This is a genomic window from Saliniferula longa (genome assembly GCF_050789285.1).
Classification (GTDB): Bacteria; Pseudomonadota; Alphaproteobacteria; order Rhodobacterales; family Rhodobacteraceae; genus CAVPWP01.
The window spans coordinates 475,586-495,873 of the sequence record NZ_JBOUVX010000001.1 but is presented as its reverse complement, the minus strand read 5'-3'; the positions used below and the strand labels follow the sequence as shown (position 1 = coordinate 495,873).

Genomic DNA, 20,288 nt, shown 5'->3' with positions numbered 1-20,288 from the left:
CGGCACGGGGGCGAGCCGCTAAAGACCGTGATATCGCACGCCGCCGATAACGTGTTCGGTTGCCAGGATTTCGAGCTCCGCCACGCAAAGATGCGCAGGTTTCTCTAAGGCCCAAACGATGGCCTCGGCGATCTCGTCGGGGGTCAGGCAATGCACAGGGTCGTAGAGCCGCTTCTTGGCCTCGGCCAATCCTCCTTCGAACATCTCGGCATGCATGCCCGAAGCCACGCGCCCGGGCCGTACCTCGGTGACGCGGACACGGTGCGGGAACAGCTCCATCCGCAGGTTGCGAGCCATGGAATGGACGGCCGCCTTGGTGGCCGAATAGACCGGTTGACCGAGGCTGGGGTAGACGGCAACCGAGCCGATCATCACCACATGCCCGTCATTGCGGGCTATCATTCCCGGAATGACCGCCTGCAGGCAGTTCTGTACACCAAGGACGTTCACGTCCAGAAGCCGATGCACGCTATCTTCCGGCTGGTCGAAGAGAGTCCCGGTTCGGCCAAGCGCACCATGCGCCAGAACCAGGAAGTCCGGATCAGCCGGTGCGAGCGCATCCATCACAACCTTGCGGTCGCGCACATCGAGGTTCAGGCATTCGGCGCCACTCTCGGCGGCAAGCGAAGCGGCCGCTTCCTCTGCGTTGAGCGAAACCGAGACGACCTTGCAGCCCGCCAAGACAAGGCGCCGCACAACCGCGCTGCCGATACCACCGGTGCCGCCCGTGACGACGGCCGTCCTGCCCTGAAAATCTTGTGTCATGATGTGTCCTTCTCGCGGTTCAGGTCAGGCCCAATGAGTCGCGCAACTGGTAGATGGGAAAGGCGAAACCGCCGAGAAACCGCTTGAGCGGCTGCAGGGCGATCTTGCGGATGCCACCGACGCGGACGGGCAGCTCGGCCTCGGTGCGGGATTCGCACAGGAAGGCGGCCATCTCGCGGCCCAATGTCTGCGCCAGCGCCACCCCGCGGGTGGAAAAGCCGATCAGGGAATAGACGTCCTTCTCCAGGCGCTGAACAGCCGGTAGCGCTTCGTTCGTCAGCGCGCACCAGCCGGTCCAGAAGCTTTCGGCCTGCAGATCGCTCAACTGTGGGAAGAGTTCGGTCAGACGGCGGCGCGAGTGGCGCTCGGACCAGGCGCGCTGATCAGAGGGGCGAAAGATCGCTCCGCCCATTATCAAACGGTTCTCCGAATTGTAGCGCGCAAAGCCCCCGGATTTGCGAAGGTCGGTGAAGCAGGCTCGCGTTGGCAGGATCGCGCTGCGCTCGTCGTCCCGCATCGGGCGCGTGAAGCCGTGATAGAGCAGCACCGGGATCACCGAGCTTTCCAGTCCCGGGTACAGCGCGGGCGTATGGGCATTGGTCGCAATGACCACCTTGCGCGCCCGGATCTCGCCCTGCGCCGTGTTCAACACCCTGACGGCGCCCTCGCTTCGGATCCCGATCACCGGCGCGTTCTGACGGATGTCGGCGCCGCGCGCCGCGGCGACGCGCGCCAGCCCAAGTGCAAGGGCATAGGGATTCACCGTTCCGCCCGTGTTGCGGAACCATCCGCCGACATAGCCCTGCGCGCCCGTCAGCGCGGCCACGTCGGCGCCGTCGAGCCATTCTACGTCAACACCGCGCGCCTGCCAGGACTGATACACCCGCCGCACTTTCTTCAGCGAGGCGGGCGAATGCGCCGGTTGCAGCCAGCCGTTCTGTTCGGCTTCGCAGTCGATACCCAGGGCGCGGACATGATCGAAGACGAACCCGGGCCCGCCAGCAACCAGTTCTGCCAGAGCCTCGCCCTTGGTCCTACCAAGCTGCATCACCGCATCGTCGGGTGTCATCGCTCCGGGAAAATGCGGAACCACAATACCGCCATTGCGGCCCGACGCGCCACAACCGACCGTTCCGGCCTCGACCACGACAACCGCAGCCCCCGCCGTCGCCGCGTGCAAGGCAATCGACAGGCCGCAGAATCCGGCACCTACCACGGCGATGTCATAGTCCGTTCGTCGGTTTACCGGCTTGGCCACGAAAGCGGGTTCAGGGCTGGTCGTGGCCCAGTGAACCCCGCGCATGGTTCCGTCAATCCGCGTCATGGCTTGTCTTTCGTCCCGCCTGCTGTTGTATGAAATAACACATTTCGAGCGACACCTTCCTCCTGTCGGCGGCGTGCTCAGTCGCCGGAATGCTGGACGGCACAGATCAGGGCGTCTGAAGCGAGATTGATGTCTGTCGTGATCGCCAGCGCCACACGGTCCGCATCGCGCCGCTCCAAGGCGCGGACGATCTGCACGTGATTGCTGATGCCTTCGCTGACCTCGCCGAACTTCGGATAGATCACGTTCAGCGAAGAGCCGGTCATCAGCCAGCACCCTTCAATCAGCCGCACCAGATGATCCATCTGGCTGGCTCGGTAGAGCGTGAAATGGAACTTCCAATTGATCGCGATGAGCGCCGAATAGTCCTTGCTCTCATTCCTCTCGATCATCGCATTGTTCAGCGCGGCGATCTCGGCGATTCCCGCATCGGAGATTTGGGTGACCGCCTCGCGGGCGGCAAGGCTTTCCAAGGCGACACGTATCTTGGTGAGTTCGACAATCCGCGCGACGGTCAGTTCCGGGACATAGACGGAACCGTTGGGCCGCATCTCCAACACACCCTCGGATGCAAGGTTGTAGAGCGCCTCGCGCGCGGGAGTCAGACTGACATGAAGTGCCCCGGCGACGCTGCGGATCGTCAGTTTCTCACCAGGAGCGAACCGCCCGGCCATCACCGCCTCTTTCAACTGCGTGCGCACCTTCTGCGCCAGCGTGTCGGAGCGCCCCACCGGGGTAAGTGTTTCCAGCGCGTCCGGAGCACTTGCCATCTTCAATCTTTCCATTCTCGGCCCATGATTTCTTGATATAACAAGACCCGCGATCAATGCGAAAGGATCTGGTCAAGAAACTTCCTTGTACGCGGGTTCTTCGGGGCACCGAAAAAATCGGCCGGCGGTGCTTCCTCGACAACCTCGCCCTTATCCATGAAGATCACCCGGTCGGCCACCTGCCGGGCAAATCCCATCTCATGCGTCACGCAGACCATCGTCATACCCTCCCGAGCGAGGTTGACCATCACGTCAAGAACCTCGCTGATCATCTCGGGATCCAGCGCCGAGGTCGGTTCGTCGAACAGCAGTATCTCGGGGGACATGCACAGCGCACGCGCTATGGCCACGCGCTGCTGCTGGCCGCCCGACAGTTCGCCGGGGAACTTATTCGACTGCTCGGGAATGCGAACCCTTTCGAGGTATTTCATCGCCGTCTTCTCGGCATCGGCCCGCGGAATCTTGCGCGCAAGCATCGGGGCCAAGGTACAGTTCTCCAGCACCGTCAGGTGCGGGAAGAGGTTGAAGTGCTGGAACACCATGCCGACCTCGCGGCGGATCACGTCGATGTTGTCGACGTTGTCGTTCAACTCCGTGCCCAGCACGTTGATCGAACCGGCCTGATGCTCTTCCAGACGGTTGATGCAGCGGATCAAAGTCGACTTGCCCGACCCCGATGGTCCGCAGACCACGATGCGTTCGCCCTTGGCGATGGTCAGATCAATGTTCTTCAGCGCGTGAAACGAGCCGTAGAACTTATTGACTGCGCGAATTCGGATGGCCATTTCCGTCATCTGTGCTTCCCAAAGCTTCAATTGTGACCGACGCGCAAGCGCCGTTCGAGATACGCGCCGTAGCGCGACAGGCTGAATGCAAAGACGAAGTAGATCATCGCCACGAAGGTGTAGACCTCGACCCATGCGAAGGCCCATTCTCCGGTGCCAAACGCGGCCTTGCCCGAGGCCATGACCTCGAAGAAGCCGATGATGACGATCAACGAGGTTTCCTTAAAGCTGATGACGAACTGGTTGATCGTCGGCGGAAGGGCGATGCGGAACGCCTGCGGCAGAATGATCCGGAACGTCCTGTTCCAGTAGCCGAGTCCGAGGGCCTGGGCGGCTTCGTCCTGACCGGCGGGAAGCGCTTGGATCCCCGAGCGGATGTTCTCTGCCTCGTAGGCGGCGAAGAAGAGCGCAAAGCCCAGGATCACGCGCCAGATCTTGTCGCCCACCAGCCAGGCCGGAAGCACGAAGGGCAGGATCAGTGCCGCGGTGAATAGTATGGTGATCAGCGGCAGCGACCGCACCGTGTCGATCAGAAGCCCGGTCGTCACCGCGATCACTGGAAGCCTCGAACGGCGCATCAAGGCCAGCACGATGGCCAACGGCATGCCGATCAGCATCCCCGCTGCATAGATGAAGACCGTCAGCGTCAACCCGCCCCAGCGGTCGGGGCTGACGGGGGTCAACCCAAAGACCCCACCGGCCATCAGCAGATAGAATAACCCAAAACCCGCCACCCACAGCACGGATAAGCGCAGGATCGTCCAGAAACGCGGCACGCAGGACAGGACCGCCACCACAACAAGTGCGATGCATGCGAGGCTGGACCGCCATTGTTCCTCGAACGGGAACAGACCGAACAGAATCAAGCGCCAACGCGTCTGGATGACCGCCCAGCAGGCTCCCGTACTGCCGCGGCAGGCTTCAGAGGTTCCATCGGGGCTCGACCAGACCGCGTTCAGAACGGCCCAGTCGAGAAGTTGCCACACAACCAGCACCGCAAGGCTCAGACCGAGGGCCGTGGCAAGAGTGTTCAACGGCCGCGCCCGGACAGAGCGGAAAAGGTCCGTGGGTCGATCGATGGATGCGTTCTGGATCATCGACATGCCTGTGTCCCTACGACCGAAGATGACTGCCCTTGAGGGCGATGGCCTTGTTGACGCGGTTCAGGACGAAGGCGAGCGAGTTGTTGATGAGCACGAAGGTCAGCATCAGGATGCCAATCAACTCCAGCGTCTGTCCGGCCTGGTTGATGGATACCGAGATCACGGCGAAGAAATCGGTGAACCCCACCACGACGCCCAGTGTCGTCGCCTTGAACAGCCAGACATAAAGGTTGATCAGCGAGGGCAGCACCGCGCGAATGGCCAAGGGCAATTGCACGCGTGAAAAGACCTGAAGCGGCGTCAGCCCCAGCGATCGAGCGGCCTCAATCTGCCCCCTTCCGACCGAAATGAAACCAGCGCGAATGATTTCGGCGATATAGGCCCCGCCGTAGATCGCCATGCCGAACAACAGCGCGACGAACTCGGGCTGAAGCCGCATGCCGCCGCGGATGTTCAGCCCCTGCAACTCCGGCCAGGAGATCAGTTGCGTCTCGGGTATGCGGCCCAGCCACAGCGTCACCGTCGCGGCGACCAGGGTGGCCAGCGCCAGCGACCAGCGGATACGCCGGATCGCCGCATGGCGCGATAGCCCTCGCGAGACCGCTGTGACCAGCAGCGCCAGCAGCCCCGCGACTGCTACCGCAATAGCGATCACGGCATGGTCGGTGTTGACATTGAGGGCGGGAACATAGGCGCCCCGCGACGACAGGATGGTGCCCAGACCTTGAAACGCCTGCCGCGGCGGCGGCAGCTGCAAGAGCAGCATGTACCAGAAGATCACCTGCAAGATCATTGGGATGTTGCGGAACAGCTCGGTATAGACGACGCCGATGGCCTCTAAGATGGAATTGCCTGAGATCCTGAGGATCGCGATGATCAATCCGACAAGGTTCGCCGCCAGAATGCCCAGCGTGCCCATGAGCAGCGTATTCAGAAGGCCGACCAGCAGAAGCCGCGCGTAGCTGCTGTAGCCACCGTAATCGATCAGCCTGAAACCGACGTCGAAGCCGGTCGACCGTTCGAGAAAGCTGAAGCCCGTGGTGATCCCCTGTGCCGCGAGGTTCTGGCGTCCTTCGACGACGGCGGCCGTCAGCAGTGCAAAGATCGCGATAACGAACACCGCCTGCAACGCGATGTTCCGGACCTTGCGACTGGCGAACAGCTTTGTCATTGCAGCCCCTGCGCAGAGTCGAAGTGTTTGTGCAGGCCGACATTCGCGCGCCGGCCTGCCCCGCTGATGCGGATCAATCCATCTTCAGGGAATACATGATTCCGCCGTCACGGATCAGGCCGTTGACGCCACGTGCGAGACCGTAGGGCGAGCCCGAGCCGAGATTGCGTTCCCAGATCTCGTCGTAGTTTCCAACCTCGCGGATCACGTTGTAGGCCCAGTCGTCCGAAAGCCCAAGACGCGTGCCCACACCGGGCGTGGCGCCCAGCATCGTCGCAACCGCCGGCGTGGGCGGGTTGGCGCGCATCTCGTCCACATTCGCCGAGGTCACGCCGGCCTCTTCGGCCTGGATCAGAATCGACAGCACCCAGTTCGCAAGGTCGACCCATTGGTCGTCACCCTGACGCATGACAATGGCGACCGGCTCGGCGGCGAGGACATCCGGCAAAATGGTGATGCTGGCCGGGTCCTCGGCCTCTGTCATCCTCATGACCGCAAGCTGCAGGTCCCACTCGACGTAGACATCGCAACGGCGCGAAAGGAAAGCCGCCTTGGCTGCTGCGGTGCTGTCGAAGGGCACTACTTCAAGGCTGTAGCCCATGGCCGCCGCGTGGTCGGTTGCCATGCGTTCGGTCGTGGTGCCCGATTGCACGCAGAGCGTTCCACCGTCCAGATCCATGATCGACCCAGCGCCGAGTTCGGTATGGGCCGCGTAGCTGATCGCGGCCATAATATACGGGCGCGAGAACTGCAGCGCGAGATCGGTATCGCGGCTCATCGTCCAGCCCGAGGCTTTGATGACCACATCAAGCTCGCCCGACTGCAGCGAAGGCCAGCGCTGTTCCCAGCTGGTGGACTGGATGTTCAGATGGCCCTCGTGGGTGCCGAAGACGGCGGCTGCCATGGCCCGGCATAGGTCGATGTCGAAACCCTTCCAGTTGCCTTGGTCGTCGATCTCGGCCATGCCCAAATAGGTGCCGTTATGCCCGGTGCAGGATAGCGCGCCGCGCTCCTGAACCGTGCGCAAGGTGGAGCCGAACTCGGCATGGGCCGCCGCAGCGGCGAAGGTCATGGACGCCGCAAGGGCGGCGACTTTGGCGGGTTTCATTGATCCTCTCCCGTTGCTTCAGGGCACGCAGGCACGTCACGAGGCGCCACGTGATATCTGATATAACTTAATTCGAGATCGATCTGTCCAGAACTTTTTGCGCGCACCGAGCCCTGATGGAATAGATCGTTGTTTTAATGGTTTTTTTCTTTCGGCGCGGCGATTTGCGAGTCACCGGGGTCGCGGTCATGGTCCTTGCCGGCCTCGTTTCTGCGTTGTATGTTACAACAAGAACTACGGAGTCCAACGATGCAAAACACGCCATCCACGGAAGAACTGACGGAAATCCACCGGCGGATGATTCTCACGCGCCGCATGGAAGAGATCCTTGGTCAGATGGCGAAGGAAGGTCGGACCCGTGGCCCCCTACACCGCTGCGATGGGCAAGAAGCGGTCGGAGTCGCCGCGTGCATGGCGCTTGGCACGCGCGACTATGTCTGCACCACGCACCGTGGCCACCACGTTTACCTGGGCAAGGGAATGGACCCGCGCCGCGTCATCGCCGAGATCATGGGCCGCGAGACCGGCTATTGTCGGGGCCGTGGTGGCCACATGCTGCTGGGAGATGCCGCGACCGGAATGCTGGGCGGGAATGCCATCGTCGGCGCCGGCCTGCCCGCCGCTGCAGGCATGGCCCTGTCGATCCAGGTTCGCGGCGAAGATCGCGTTGCAATGGCCGTCTTCGGAGACGGGGCGGCACAGACCGGAATCGCGCATGAGGCCATGAACATGGCGGGCCTTTGGAAACTGCCGGTGATCTTCCTGCTTGAAAACAACCAGTATGGCCTGACTGTCCGGCAAGATGTGCAGTCGCCGATCGAGGACCTGTTCATCCGCGCCGAGGGCTACGGCATGCCGGGCCTGAAGGTGGATGGCAATGATCCGGTCGCCGTCTATCGTGCCGTGGCCGAGGCGGCCGCCCGCGCCCGGAGAGGCGACGGCCCCACGCTGATCGAGGCCAAGACCTATCGGATGCAAGGGTTTTCCACCTCGGACATGGGTGGGTATCAGTCTGAGGACGAAATCGCCTCCTGGCGCGCGCGCGACCCCATCCTTGTGTCCTCCGCCAGCCTGACGGAACTGATCGGCGCCAAGGCCCTCGCGCGGATTGCCGAAGAGGCGGAGGCCGAGATTCAGGCCGCCTTTGCGCAAGCCCTGTCCGATCCGCTTCCCGTCTTTGAATTCCACACGCCCAGCGGCGCCTACGCAGAGGTCTGATCAATGGCGATGATGCGGTATGCAGAGGCGCTGAACGCGGCCCTGCGCGAAGAGATGACGCGCGATCCCGGGGTCTTCATGTTCGGCGAGGACATTGGCCGATATGGCGGCGTCTTCAAGGTCTCGCGGGGCCTTATGGACGAGTTCGGTTCGGGCCGGGTGCGCGACACGCCGATCTCCGAACAGGCGCTGACCGCGATGGCTGTGAGCGCCGCAATGACTGGCACAAGGCCGGTACTCGAGATCATGTACGCCGATTTCGTGCCGCTCTGCCTCGATGCGCTTGTCAACCAGGCCTCGGTTTTCGGCTATCTGTGGGAGGGTCAGGTCGAACTGCCCTTCGTTCTGCGCACCCAGGGCGGCGGGGGGGTTGGCACCGGGGCGCAACACGCAAAAAGCCTCGATTCCTTCCTGGCCCATATTCCCGGCATCAAGGTTGTCGCCCCGGTCACACCCGCCGATGCCAAGGGCCTGCTGAAGGCCGCGATCCGCGATCCGCAGCCCGTAATCTTCCTGGAGCACAAGCTGCTTTACAACATCCGCGGAGAGGTTCCCGAAGACACCGACAGCCTCGTACCGATCGGAAAGGCGCGCGTGGTCCGAGCGGGGCGCGACGTATCCATATTCGCGACCTCCAAGATGGTGATCGAGGCCGAGGCTGCCGCGAGACTGCTGGAACAGGACGGGATCGATGCGGAAGTGATCGACCTGCGCAGCCTGCGCCCGCTCGATCTGGCGGCCATCACGACCTCGGTCGCGAAGACGCATCATGCCGTCGTGGTCAACGAGGGCTGGACCTTCTGCGGCTATGCGTCCGAACTGTCGGCCAGCATCATGGAGCATTGTTTCGACGACCTCGATGCTCCGGTTGCGCGGGTCGCCATGCCAGACATGCCAATCCCCTATTCCGAGCCGCTGGAAGCGGCGGTGATCCCCAATGCGGGCAAGATCGCCGCTGCCGCCCGCGGAATCCTCGCCTGAGGAGTCCAGCCATGGCGACACCGATCAAGGTCGACTCAGCCGGGGGCGAATACATGGAAACCGTGGTCGTCCTGGAATGGGCGGCCAGCATCGGCGAGCCAGTCCGGGAAGGCGACCTTCTGGTAACGGTTGAGACGGCCAAGGCCGCGACCGAGGTTGAGGCCCCGGTCAGCGGCTTTCTGACGGCCATCTTCGCCGAGTCGGGCACCGAAGTGCCGCTGTCGGCAATCATGGGGCTGATCGGCGCGACCGCAGATGATACGGAACATGACCTTGCGATTGTTGCCGATCTGTCGCCGACCGAAGGCGTGGCGGAAGCCGCGACCGATCCGTTGTCCGCCGCACCCTCTCCGGGAGTACGCATCGTCGCGAGCCCCGCCGCCCGTCAGCGGGCGCGCACGCTCGGCATCGACCTACGGACGGTCCGCTCCTCCAGCCCCTCGGGGCGCATCAAGCTGCGCGACCTTGGTCAGACGACAACGCCTTCCGCCCTACCCGAGCCGGCAATGCCAGGCCTGCGCCCGGACGAGACGGGGTCGCTCAGGATCTATCGATCCGGAGTTGAAGCCGGGACATCGGTGTTGATGCTCCACGGCTTCGGCGCCGATGCGCAATCCTGGCATGTGCTGGAGCGTGATCTGGCGCGAAGCCATCCGGTGATCCGCATCGACCTGCCCAACCATGGCCGGTCGCCCCGCCGTCGCACGCCGGGGTTTCCGGCGCTCGCCCGCGAGATCGTGGACGCCGTCGATGCCCTGCATTTGGACAGGTTCCACCTCGTAGGGCATTCGCTGGGCGGGGCCGTTTCATTGGCCCTTGCCGATATCCGCCCCCGCCGCGTTGCCTCGCTCGCACTCCTCGCGCCGGGCGGGTTGGGGGCCGAGATCAATGGTGCGTTCGTCGCAGGTCTGGCGAAGGCCAGTCGTCCAGAAAGCCTGGGCCCCTGGTTGCGCGTCATGGTGTCCGACCCCAGAACGATCAGCGACGATTTCGTCGCAGCGGCCATGACCGGCCGTGATCAGGCGTTGCGAGCAGCACAGATGCAGATGGCCAATGATCTGTTCCCGGATGGCACGCAAGGCTTCGACCTGCGCGCCGCGCTTGACCGGCTGGACTGCCCGACCCGTCTGATCTGGGGGCGCGCCGATGCGGTCCTCCCCTGGCAACAGGTGCTTTGCGCACCCGGCCGGATCGGGCTTCACCTGTTCGAACGCACGGGCCATGTGCCGCATTTCGAACGACCGGAAGATGTCTTGCGCATCCTGCGCGCCCAGATCGCTGAGGTTGCCGCATGAGCCACACCGTTCTTCTCTTCGGCGCGGGCAACATGGGCTTTGCCATGATGACCGGCTGGTTGCGACAAGACCCTGATCTGCAGGTCTATGTGGTAGAACCGGATGACGGCCTGCGTGATCGCGCCGCCCGGGCCGGTGCGTGGCCGGTCCCTGCCGCCACGCAGCTTCCGGCGGACACAGGCATCGATCTGGTCGTGCTGGCGGTGAAGCCGGACAAAGTTGAGAGGGTCCTGTCGGACTGCGGGTTGCTGGCCCGCTCGGGCGTTGCCTTCCTGTCGGTCGCCGCCGGGGTCACCCTGACGCAGATGGCCGGATGCCTTCCGCCGAAAACGCCTCTGATCCGCTGCATGCCCAACACCCCTGCGGCGGTCGGGCTCGGCATGATGGTGCTTTGCCCCGGCCCCGAGGTTGATGCGAGAAGCCGGGCACTGGTCGGAACCCTGATGGCAACCTCAGGCACCGTGGCCTGGCTGGCCGACGAGGGGATGATGGATGCCGTCACCGCCATCTCCGGCTCTGGCCCGGCCTATGTCTTTCACTTCATCGAGGCATTGACGGATGCCGGTGTGGGTCTGGGCCTTCCGGCAGATCTGGCCGCGCTTCTGGCCTCGCAGACCGTTGCCGGCGCAGGGCGCATGGCACAAGTGTCCGAGGAAGACCCTGGCCGCCTGCGCGAACGGGTCACGAGCCCGGGCGGCACCACAGCGGCTGCCTTGACGAAGCTGATGGATGGAGCCGCATTGACCAGATTGATCGCAAACGCCACGCGTGCGGCACGCGATCGCAGCATTGAACTGGGCAAGAAAGGCTGAAGATGGATCGATCCACGCAGACACTCGTCTTTTCTTGCGAGGGCCAGGACTACGAGATCGCGCTGGTCGATCGCCCTGGCTCTGCCACGCTGGCGCAACTCGCCGCATGGCTGCCAACAACGACGACCATCCACTGCGCCAAGATCGCGGGCTGCCACATCTACTGGCCCAGCCCCATTCTCGCCGCACTGGAAGAGGGGACCGACATCCATCGTCTGCCGCCCGGCGCGTTTCTCTACTATCCCGATCGCCAGTATCTTGAGATCATTTATGACGAGCTGCAGGCCGAGACGGCCGCGGTGACCTATCTGGGAAAGCTGGTGGGCGATGTCGGCTGGTTGCGCGACTATGCCGAGCGTCAGCGCCGCGAGGCCGGGAACAAGGTCTTCACCGCCGACCTTCGGATCACGGGGGCGGCCCGAACTGCCCCGGCCGCTCCGCCCACCGGCGACACGGCATGGGATAGGATCCGACGTGCGCGCCACGCGGTCTGGCAGTCCGAGCCGCCAGAGATCGCCCGAATGTTGGCGCGCAGCGGTCACAACATTCCTCTCGGCCCGATGGCTACCGCCGACGGCTATTTCCGCTTCGTTCAGGAAAGCCTTTGGCAGATCTGGTCCGATCCCGAACGCTACGGGGACAGGGAACGCCGTGCCATAGCGGTCAACAGCCTGCAGCTCGGTATCGCGCGGATCGGGCACTACTGCCGTCTGACCGACAGCGAGACCTTTCTGACCGACGCGATGACGGTGATTGAGGTCGGCATTGTCCCGCTGCAGGATCTGCTTGCCGAAGTCGTTCTTTACTGCAGCCGGATGTCGAATTGGGTGGATGCGCACATCCCCTGGTATCCCGCAAACGAACTGACAAAGCGCGCCCTGGGGCGCCGGGACCTCCTCTGACAAGAAAGGGACTGGATAATGGAAAGAGAGAACATCTCTTCGGGATCGAGCTTCGAGAAAGCCTTCGGCTACAGCCGTGCAGTCAAGGTGGGGCAGACCGTCTATGTTTCCGGCACCGTCGGGATCGACTACCAAACGGGAACCTGCGATCCGGACCCGACAGCGCAGTTGCGGCAGGCGATCAGAAACATCGAACCCGCGCTAACGCAGGCTGGGGCAAGCCTGAAGGATGTCGTGCAACTGACCACCTACGTGACGTCTGCCGAGGTTTTTCAAACCATCGGTCCCGTCCTTGGCGAGATATTCGGAGACATTCTGCCGACCAATGCGGCCTTGGTTGTGGGTTTCCCGGTTCCAGACGTTAAAGTTGAAATTTCGGCCGTCGCGGTCGTCGGATGCGCAACCTGATTTTGGTGGTGGGAAAGGGCGCCGATCGCGACCGGAGATCCGGCGGAGTCCGCGAACCGTAGTCCCCAAGATCCGGTACTCGCGACGTTTTTGAATGCGCGACGCGGCTACCACGTCCGACGCATGCGGGGCGTCGCGCAAGCGTCCCGACTCGCGTACTGATCGATACGATGCGCATCTCCACGACGAGCCATTGGAAGGACGACCTTGCAACTTCGGTGGTCGATACGGAGTAGCGGAGGCCCGGAAGGTCCGGCGACGCATTATCCCCAATAGGAGCGGACGTCGGTGATCGCTGCAGCGAAGGCCCGCTTGCCGCCCAATCTACCGGATGTGGCAGCTGAGGCATTCGAGCAAGAACGGCCCTTGGACTAAGCCGCTCCGCGGCATGGGCGCGCTTGTCTGGCGGTCTGTGCCGCCTCTGCCGTTCTTCTATGTGTGAGGCCTGCCTGGGCTGACGATCGGGGTCTTCTCAACCGTCGGACAGGAGGCTCCCATGAAGGAGAAGAGAACCACGCCGTTGCGTGCGCGGATGATCGAGGACATGCGCATCCGCGGAATGGGCGAGAGCGCCCAACGAGCTCACATCCGGGCGATCAAGGAGTTCGCTGCGTTCCTCGGGCGTTCGCCGGACACCGCCACGCCTGAAGACCTGCGCGCCTACCTGCTGCACATGACGAACGCCGGCATCACGCCGTCGACCTTCAACGCGCGCATCGTGGCGCTGCGGTTCTTCTTCGGCATGACCTGTGGGCGCGAGGAGATGAAGCGGCACATGCAGTTCCGGACCGAGCCGCGGAGGCTGCCCGTGGTCTTCAGCGTCGAGGAGGTCTCCGACATCCTGATCGCGGCGCCGGGACCGGGGCTGAAGTATCGGGCGGCGCTGAGCATCTCCTATGGCGCCCGTCTGCGGTCTGCCGAGGTCTGCAACCTCAAGGTCACCGACATCGACAGTCAGCGGATGCTCATCCACGTCGACCAGGGCAAGGGGGCCAAGGACCGCAAGGTCATGCTGTCGCCGGGGCTTCTGGATCTCCTGCGGGACTACTGGCGTGAGGCGCGTCCCAAGGGCTGGCTGTTCCCGGGCAAGCCCAGGATCAACCCGATCTCGCCTCGGCAACTGAACCGCGCCTTCTCCGCGGCGAAGACCATGGCGGGCATCGCCAAGCCCGCCACCCTGCACACGCTCCGGCACAGCTTCGCCACCCACCTGCTCGAGGCCAACACCGACGTCCGGGTGATCCAGGTGCTTCTCGGTCACGCGAAGCTGACCACCACGGCGCGGTACACCCATGTGGCCACCAAGACGATCCGGGACACGGTGAGCCCCTACGAGATGCTGGCGAAGCTCCAGGACCGGGCCGCGAGGCGACACCTGGAGTGACCGGGCGCCGGGGTGTCCCGGCCGAGGCTGGAGATCGCTGACATCTTCCGTGCGTATGGTCCCGCAGACGAGAATTGAGATAGCAGGTAGACAAGCTATCGATCGGTCCGCGTCAGTTGAATCACGTCCCCGCGAACGCCCGTTTCGCTTGACCACGCAGGCGATCGTTTGCACATCAGGCGGATGGCAAAAGCAGAAAACAGCTCCGACACTGAGCGAGGCTCGAGCCCGGCATCGCGCGGCGCGGCAGGCGCCTACATTGAGGGCGAGCTCGGAGCGCTATATCTGCTCGCGCTTCTGACCGGAAACCGTGCGCCGGGGCTGCCGTCCGCGCGCGTCACAAGCGTGCGCTTTCAAGGCGTCGAGCAAGGGTTCAAGCTCGACGACCTCATCATCACGGGAGTCGGGGCCAACGGTGATACGCTACTCGAAATCCAGTCAAAGCGCGATATCCAGTACTCGCCGAAGGACCCGGTCTACAAGGATGTCGCACTACAGATTGCCAGCAGCAGGATCGGGAACGTGCCGGCGGAGCGCCATCTGTTCGGGATTGCAACGCAGCGGACCAGCCGCAAGATATCGGGTGCGTATCAGGACGTGCTGGGCTGGGCGCGCAGCGCGGCCACAGCGGACGAGTTCTTCACCCGTCTGAAGGCCAAAGGCGTGGCGAACCCCGACATGCGCAAGTTCGTCGAGACGACGCGTGAGCATCTTGCAGCAGGCGGCGTCGCCGATGAAGATGAGACGATCTGGCGGCTGCTGCGCCGCATACTGATCCTCGAGTTCGATTTCGAGGCGAGCGCGCCGATCGCTCGCACCTATGGTCTGGCGCTCGCGCGGATGGCGCTGGCGGACGAGCAGGTCGCGCGCGCCGAGGCACTGTGGAGCCGCCTCGTCGATCTCTCGATACAGACCGGCACGCAGGGCGGCGAGATCGATACGGCTGCACTCAAGGCGAACCTCGCCGAGGCTGATTTCAAGCTTGCTGGCGAACGCGAATACGGCCCGGCCCGCGCGCGGCTCGCCGAGCTCGCGCAGAACACGCTCTCGCCTATTGGGACGAGCGTCGCGGGCGTGACGCTGCCGCGGCTGGCAGCGGTCGCAGCGCTCGACGATGCGGCAGAGACGCAGCGCTTCATTGTCGTGCGCGGCGACACCGGCGTCGGCAAATCCTGGGTGCTGCGCCACTATGCCGAGCGAGTCGCCGCGCGCGCTCCGATCATCGTCCTCGACCGTGAGGCGACGCCGCCGGGCGGCTGGCTGTACTTGGCGAACGCGCTCGGCATTCCCGGATCGGCGGACGCCTTCCTGACCGATCTGGCGGCGAGCGGCGGCGCGTACCTCTTCATCGACGGCATCGACATGGTTGACGATGCGGGGCGTCAGCGCACGATCAGCGAGCTGCTGCGGGCTGCCTGTGCCATTCCCGGCTTCACGGTGATCGCGACCGCGCGGCGGAACGGCGCCAGCGACGCCATTCCATGGCTCGACGACCGGATCTCGACCGCGCTGGGCGGAATGCACGCGGTCGAGGTCGGGGCGCTGTCGGACGAGGAAGTTGCGATCCTGACCGATCAGGCGCCCGAGTTGCGGATGCTGCTCGATGCCGGCCATCCCGCAGCGCAACTCGCGCGCAACCTCTACCGTTTGTCGCGACTGCTGCGCGAACCGAGCGCCGCATCGGTGCGGACTGAGGCCGGGCTCGCGCAGCTTTGGTGGATCAGCGCCGATGGCGCACCGACGGCCGAAGTCCGGGCAGCGCAGCGAATCCTCAAGGCGCTGGCGACCGCCGCGCTCAAGGGCGAGGCCGGAATTGATCTCGACGAGGATTCGCCCGCGCGAGACCATCTGCTCGGTGCCCAGTCGCTCCGCGAGGTCCGGCCCGACCGGCTCGATTTCAATCACGACGTGCTGCGCGACTGGGCAATCGGGAATTACCTGGTCGAAGACCCGTCCCGCCTGGCAGGGTTCGATCTGGACGGCCCCGTGTCGCCGCGTGTCGCCCGCGGTATCGAGATCGCCGCGCGGATCGTGCTCGAGACGGGCAAGGATGCGAGCGCCTGGCTCGACCTGCTCACGCACCTGTCGCCTGCGAGCGCGCACGGTTCGTGGCGTCGACAAGCGATACTCGCGCTGGTCAGGTCCGAAATCGCGATCGATCTGCTCGAAAAGTCGAGCGCCTCGCTCCTCGCCGAGGGCGGCGCACTCTTGACCGAACTGTCGACGACGATCGTCGCGGTCGAGACGCAGGCGACAGCGGATATAATGACGTTGCCTGCTGGATCAAAGGCTGACCTGCCGCGCTCGTACCGGACAGACGTGACGGGATCGTCGGCCGTGGTGCTGCGCTGGGTACATGACCATGCCGCCGAGGTGCCAATGTCGGCGATCAGCGCGGTGGTCGAACTGGTCGAGATTCAGATCTTCATCCTCAAGATGATCCCTTCGCTCGCCAAGCGAACGGCCCGGCTGCTGTTCGACTGGCTGTGCCAGCTCGATCTGCGCGACACGCCGGTCACGATTCCCGGGATGGAGGGTCGCTCGCGCTGGGCGAGCGACGCGCGGCGGCAGACGATCGACAAGCTCCGGCTGATGGGGATGCTGCTCGGGTCGTATGCGCCCGATGCGCTCAAGGCCTATCTCACCGCGATCACGGGCGACGGCGACCATCACAAGATGAAGGACCTGCGCCAGTTCTCGAGCGTGATCGCTCCCGTCGGGCCGGTCGAACTGGCGGCGATGGTCCAGGCGAGCCTGATCGAGAAAAAGCAAGGGCGGCGCCGGCGGGAGCGGGTAATGGAGCGCGCGTTCAGCTTTGCTGATAGCGATTATTTGCCGCCATCGCCCGCGCAGCCTCCGTTTCTCGACCTGCTGAACGCGGCGCCGGCCGAGGGACTGGCGCTGATCCGGGGGCTGGTCGAGGAGGCAATCGCCTTTCGCACCGACGGGCGCGAGCCTGGCGAAGACGGCATCACGGTCGACTTTGGCGAGGGGCCGCGCTTCTTCCCCTGGGGCTGGACCTATGGCTGGTCGCGGGGCAACGGTGACGAATATGCCGCCGCTTCCGGGCTGCTCGCGCTCGAGGCGTGGAGCCAGAAGCGGCTCGATGATGGCGATCCGGTCGAGGCGGTGCTCGCCGACATATTGGGCCCAGAGGGCAGCGCGGCTGCCTATCTCCTCATCGCGATCGACGTGCTGTTGTCGCACGACAGTGTCGCGCGTGTAGCGCTCGCGCCGTTTCTCGCGAGCCCGCAGCTCCTTGCCGAAGATCGCACCCGGCAGATTCATGACCAGATGGGGTCGGGGCGGGATACGCTGGGACTGAGGGACGAGCCGAAGGGTCCGGTGCGTATGGCCGATCTGAAGGCACGACCCTCGCGCGGCTATTCGCTGATCGACACCCTGCCGAATTTTCTGGCCGACGAGCCGGTCGGCAATGCATTGCGGACAGCGCTCGCGGCGGCGGTCGAGACGCTCGAACCTTACGCCGCGCACGCGACGTTGAGCGACGCTGAGTTCGCCGGCCGCTATGCACTCAACGTCCTCACCCTCGCGAACTGGATCGAGCGGGAGGACGGCAATCTCGAATACCGGTCGCCGCCGGACGAGGCCGCGCATTTCGCGGCGCTTGAAGCCAAGCGCGATGTGTCGTTCCAGGCGAGCGAAATGGAAGCGCGCATTTCCATGGCGGTCGACGGCGGCGAGTATGCGACGGCCGACACCGCGCGCGACGCGGTAGCCTATGCCGAGGGCGGCCTGCCCGATGGCAGCGATACCGACGCGCTCCAGTCACGCGCCACGCGGCTGGTCACGACGGCGCTGCTCGTCGCGCGCGACGGCGACGACGCGCTGCTGGCAGAACACGAAGCGTGGGTGCGGGAAGTGATCGGGATCGCGCTCGAGGAGAAATTCGATCGCGGCGGCGGTTCGCGCGATACGCTGCGCTACAACCGCCCGGCGATGGCGATCCTCGCGCTGATTCATCTCTGGGCGCGGCTGGGGAAGACCGCCGATCGCGATTCGCTGGTCGCGCTTGCGACACGCCGGGATCGGGCGGCAGCCCCAGCGGTAGCGGCGGCTGTCCCACGCATCCTCGAGATCGAGCCGCGGCTGTTCAAGGCGATGATGCGGGCGGCCTTTGCCGGCATGACGTGGCGCTGGAAGAGCCACGAACTGGAAGACGAGGCGCTACAGGCGGCGTTCGAAGGGGAGCGTGCGGCCCGGACCGACGGGGCGGTGACGGCCGAACTGGCCTGGCTTGATGGCGGCGCGGAACCGAACTGGCCCACTTGGCCCGAGGAACGACCGAATCTGCGCCGAGCCAGCCGGATGCGGGTGCCGGGATCAGTCACGCCTGAAGAGTTCGATGCCGATGAAGCGCTGGAGACGGCGATCGACCCTTCGGCGGCGATCCTTCACGCTGATCATCGGGCGGCGGCCCAATGGTTGGCGATAATCCAGTCGGCGCCTGAGGGAGCGATCGGCTGGCGGCAGGAGATCGTCTCGGCCTATGCTGACTGGACTGGGCGAATGAACGGGCTGGGCTATGCGGCCGATGCCGAGATCAGCTGCGAACCGAGCGACTGGAATTTGCATTATTACGCCTTCTATGCCGAGCGGCTGCTCGACGGAGACGATGCGGCGTTCGCGGCCGATCTGCCGTTCGTGACCGATCTGCCGGACGCGCCGTTCGCCGAGGTCGCGCAGACGGTGCAGCATGCCGCTGACGTAATCTATTTCAACCACGCCAGTCGTGCGCCGGCGCGGCCGGTGGCGCTGCGCGAAAAGCTTGTCGCGCGCTTGATGACGCTCAACCGGTGGCAGAGTGCGCGCGACCCGGCCGAGGCTCGAATCGACCTGGATAGCGGTGGGGTCATCGCGAAAATGCTGTTCAACACTTATGGGCCGATCAACGGGACGCACAGCTATCTCCCGCCGGCTGTGTTCGACCGAATTGATCCGTTCCTGCCGGTGCTCCGCCCGATGTTGCCCGGGGGTCAAACGGTGTTCGTCGCGCGCTGCACGATGAACCTGCTGCTTGTCGCGCCGCGCCCGCGCCATGTCGGTTTCCTGCTGGACGCGGTCGAGGCGTGGTTCGGCCGCACGACTTCACCGGAGCTGTGGATCACGGCGGGCGTGGGCCGCCAGGTCGTGCAATGGTTTGAGGCGTGCGTTGTCGAAGACCCTGGATTGCTCGCGCCAGCGCATCCTGCGCGCGCTCGGATCGATTGGGCGCTGGGACGATTGGTTGCGGTCGGTGTCGCCGAGGCGCATGATCTGGAGCGGCGGGTCACAGCGGCGGCAGAAGCCCCGGCGGTCGCGCCCGTCCGTGGCAAGCTGGACTGAGGCTTGGGGCGGGGCGCTTCCCGCGGTAGGTGTAGGGCAAGACCGTCGGGCTCGCCCCAGGGAGCCTGTCCCTCTCTTCCAGAATCGGCTGGGGCACTAAGCAGCGTGCTGACACCGAGTGAGAGTTGGGTGACCAAGTCCGCTTCGGTCGATTGGGCAAAGAAAGCTGCCAGTATCCTCTCGGCCCCAAAGCGGCCGTCCGTCGACTCCGCAGCGAGCGACCGGAATCTGCCTAATCTACCAGATGCCGCGCCCGCGAGATGGCGGGTGACGCGGTGCGGTGAATGGCCGGAAGGTACGCATTTTGAACCTCCGCCAGACCGGTCCTCTGTCCGCTTTGCGTGCGATTTTCGCAAGACTGCCCTCTGCGTGATCCTCCGTCTCCAATGTAGCCCGATTTCTCTTGGGCGTGCCCGACCGAATTCGAACCTGTGACCTCTGGCTTCGGAGAGCAGCCGAATGTCGGTGCCCGCCTGTCAGCGGGCACCTCCTTCACTTCACTTGAAGACGTCCGAGAACGCCCTCTCGAGCGCTCCGAGCGTCGTCCGCGCCACCTCGGTCCGAGCGGCGATGACGACTGCCTTACCGGCCTCGTCGAGCGCATAGACCTCGACGAGGTCCGCCTCGATGGACAGACCCGCCGTCACATCGGCACGCTGCAGACGGACGTCGATGTCCGAGCCGCCCTCTGTCTCCATGAAGCCGTAGAGGCTTCGGGAGTACATGAGCCGCGCCAGGGCGCGAACGAGATCGGCGAGGTCGGAGGGCGAGCCGACACCCTCCATTCCCGCCTCGGCGCGGGAAACCCACGCCTCGATGGCGGCCTTCGCCGAAGGTGAGCCAGGCCCACGGGCCTGGCTCCGCAGACGATCCGCAATGCGCGGATCGAGAGGTTTGGTAGACATGCGATTACCTC

Annotated in this window: 16 protein-coding genes; 8 read left to right on the top strand and 8 right to left on the bottom strand. The window is 64.5% G+C overall.

Annotated elements, in window-relative coordinates:
• Nucleotides 1-18: 18 nt before the first annotated feature.
• The 7 genes from ACRDNQ_RS02235 to ACRDNQ_RS02205 form a co-directional block, all read right to left on the bottom strand.
• On the bottom strand, nt 19-765 hold the full coding sequence (locus tag ACRDNQ_RS02235) for an SDR family oxidoreductase (protein ID WP_431826994.1): 747 nt from the start codon (nt 763-765) through the stop codon (nt 19-21).
• A gap of 19 nt (nt 766-784) precedes the next feature.
• Nucleotides 785-2,089, bottom strand: a complete 1,305-nt coding sequence (locus tag ACRDNQ_RS02230) for an NAD(P)/FAD-dependent oxidoreductase (RefSeq protein ID WP_431826993.1) — start codon at nt 2,087-2,089, stop codon at nt 785-787.
• Between the two features lie 77 nt (nt 2,090-2,166).
• Entirely contained in the window at nt 2,167-2,874 is a 708-nt protein-coding gene (locus ACRDNQ_RS02225) for a GntR family transcriptional regulator (RefSeq protein WP_431826992.1), read from the bottom strand.
• Between the two features lie 38 nt (nt 2,875-2,912).
• The gene (locus ACRDNQ_RS02220; RefSeq protein ID WP_431826991.1) at nt 2,913-3,653 is read right to left on the bottom strand and encodes an amino acid ABC transporter ATP-binding protein; all 741 of its coding nucleotides are present in this window, start codon (nt 3,651-3,653) and stop codon (nt 2,913-2,915) included.
• A 17-nt stretch (nt 3,654-3,670) separates the two neighbouring features.
• On the bottom strand, nt 3,671-4,678 hold the full coding sequence (locus ACRDNQ_RS02215; RefSeq protein WP_431826990.1) for an amino acid ABC transporter permease: 1,008 nt from the start codon (nt 4,676-4,678) through the stop codon (nt 3,671-3,673).
• A 79-nt stretch (nt 4,679-4,757) separates the two neighbouring features.
• Entirely contained in the window at nt 4,758-5,867 is a 1,110-nt protein-coding gene (locus tag ACRDNQ_RS02210) for an ABC transporter permease subunit (RefSeq protein ID WP_431827837.1), read from the bottom strand.
• Between the two features lie 124 nt (nt 5,868-5,991).
• Nucleotides 5,992-7,026 (bottom strand): transporter substrate-binding domain-containing protein, encoded by a 1,035-nt coding sequence (locus tag ACRDNQ_RS02205; protein ID WP_431826989.1) that lies wholly within the window; start codon nt 7,024-7,026, stop codon nt 5,992-5,994.
• Between the two features lie 195 nt (nt 7,027-7,221).
• Between ACRDNQ_RS02205 and ACRDNQ_RS02200 the strand changes: the two genes are divergently transcribed.
• The 8 genes from ACRDNQ_RS02200 (at nt 7,222) to ACRDNQ_RS02165 (ending at nt 19,372) form a co-directional block, all read left to right on the top strand.
• A complete protein-coding gene (locus ACRDNQ_RS02200) occupies nt 7,222-8,244 on the top strand; it encodes a thiamine pyrophosphate-dependent dehydrogenase E1 component subunit alpha (protein WP_431826988.1) in 1,023 nt (340 codons plus the stop codon).
• A 3-nt stretch (nt 8,245-8,247) separates the two neighbouring features.
• Entirely contained in the window at nt 8,248-9,225 is a 978-nt protein-coding gene (locus ACRDNQ_RS02195; RefSeq protein ID WP_431826987.1) for an alpha-ketoacid dehydrogenase subunit beta, read from the top strand.
• An 11-nt stretch (nt 9,226-9,236) separates the two neighbouring features.
• Nucleotides 9,237-10,520, top strand: coding sequence for an acetoin dehydrogenase dihydrolipoyllysine-residue acetyltransferase subunit (locus ACRDNQ_RS02190; RefSeq protein ID WP_431826986.1), 1,284 nt, complete (start codon nt 9,237-9,239; stop codon nt 10,518-10,520).
• Nucleotides 10,517-11,332 (top strand): pyrroline-5-carboxylate reductase, encoded by an 816-nt coding sequence (gene proC / locus ACRDNQ_RS02185; RefSeq protein ID WP_431826985.1) that lies wholly within the window; start codon nt 10,517-10,519, stop codon nt 11,330-11,332. Before ACRDNQ_RS02190 ends, proC begins: the two co-directional genes overlap by 4 nt.
• Before the next feature lie 2 nt (nt 11,333-11,334).
• Nucleotides 11,335-12,234, top strand: a complete 900-nt coding sequence (locus ACRDNQ_RS02180) for a hypothetical protein (protein ID WP_431826984.1) — start codon at nt 11,335-11,337, stop codon at nt 12,232-12,234.
• A gap of 18 nt (nt 12,235-12,252) precedes the next feature.
• Nucleotides 12,253-12,642 carry a RidA family protein gene (locus ACRDNQ_RS02175; RefSeq protein WP_431826983.1) on the top strand — a complete coding sequence of 130 codons (390 nt, stop codon included), beginning with the start codon at nt 12,253-12,255 and terminating at the stop codon, nt 12,640-12,642.
• 496 nt (nt 12,643-13,138) lie between these two features.
• Nucleotides 13,139-14,026: a tyrosine-type recombinase/integrase gene (locus tag ACRDNQ_RS02170; RefSeq protein WP_431826982.1), complete on the top strand. Its 888-nt coding sequence runs from the start codon at nt 13,139-13,141 to the stop codon at nt 14,024-14,026.
• Between the two features lie 183 nt (nt 14,027-14,209).
• A complete protein-coding gene (locus ACRDNQ_RS02165; RefSeq protein WP_431826981.1) occupies nt 14,210-19,372 on the top strand; it encodes a hypothetical protein in 5,163 nt (1,720 codons plus the stop codon).
• A gap of 497 nt (nt 19,373-19,869) precedes the next feature.
• Here the strand turns inward: ACRDNQ_RS02165 and ACRDNQ_RS02160 are convergent, their stop codons facing one another.
• Entirely contained in the window at nt 19,870-20,277 is a 408-nt protein-coding gene (locus tag ACRDNQ_RS02160) for a hypothetical protein (RefSeq protein ID WP_431826980.1), read from the bottom strand.
• Between the last annotated feature and the right edge of the window lie 11 nt (nt 20,278-20,288).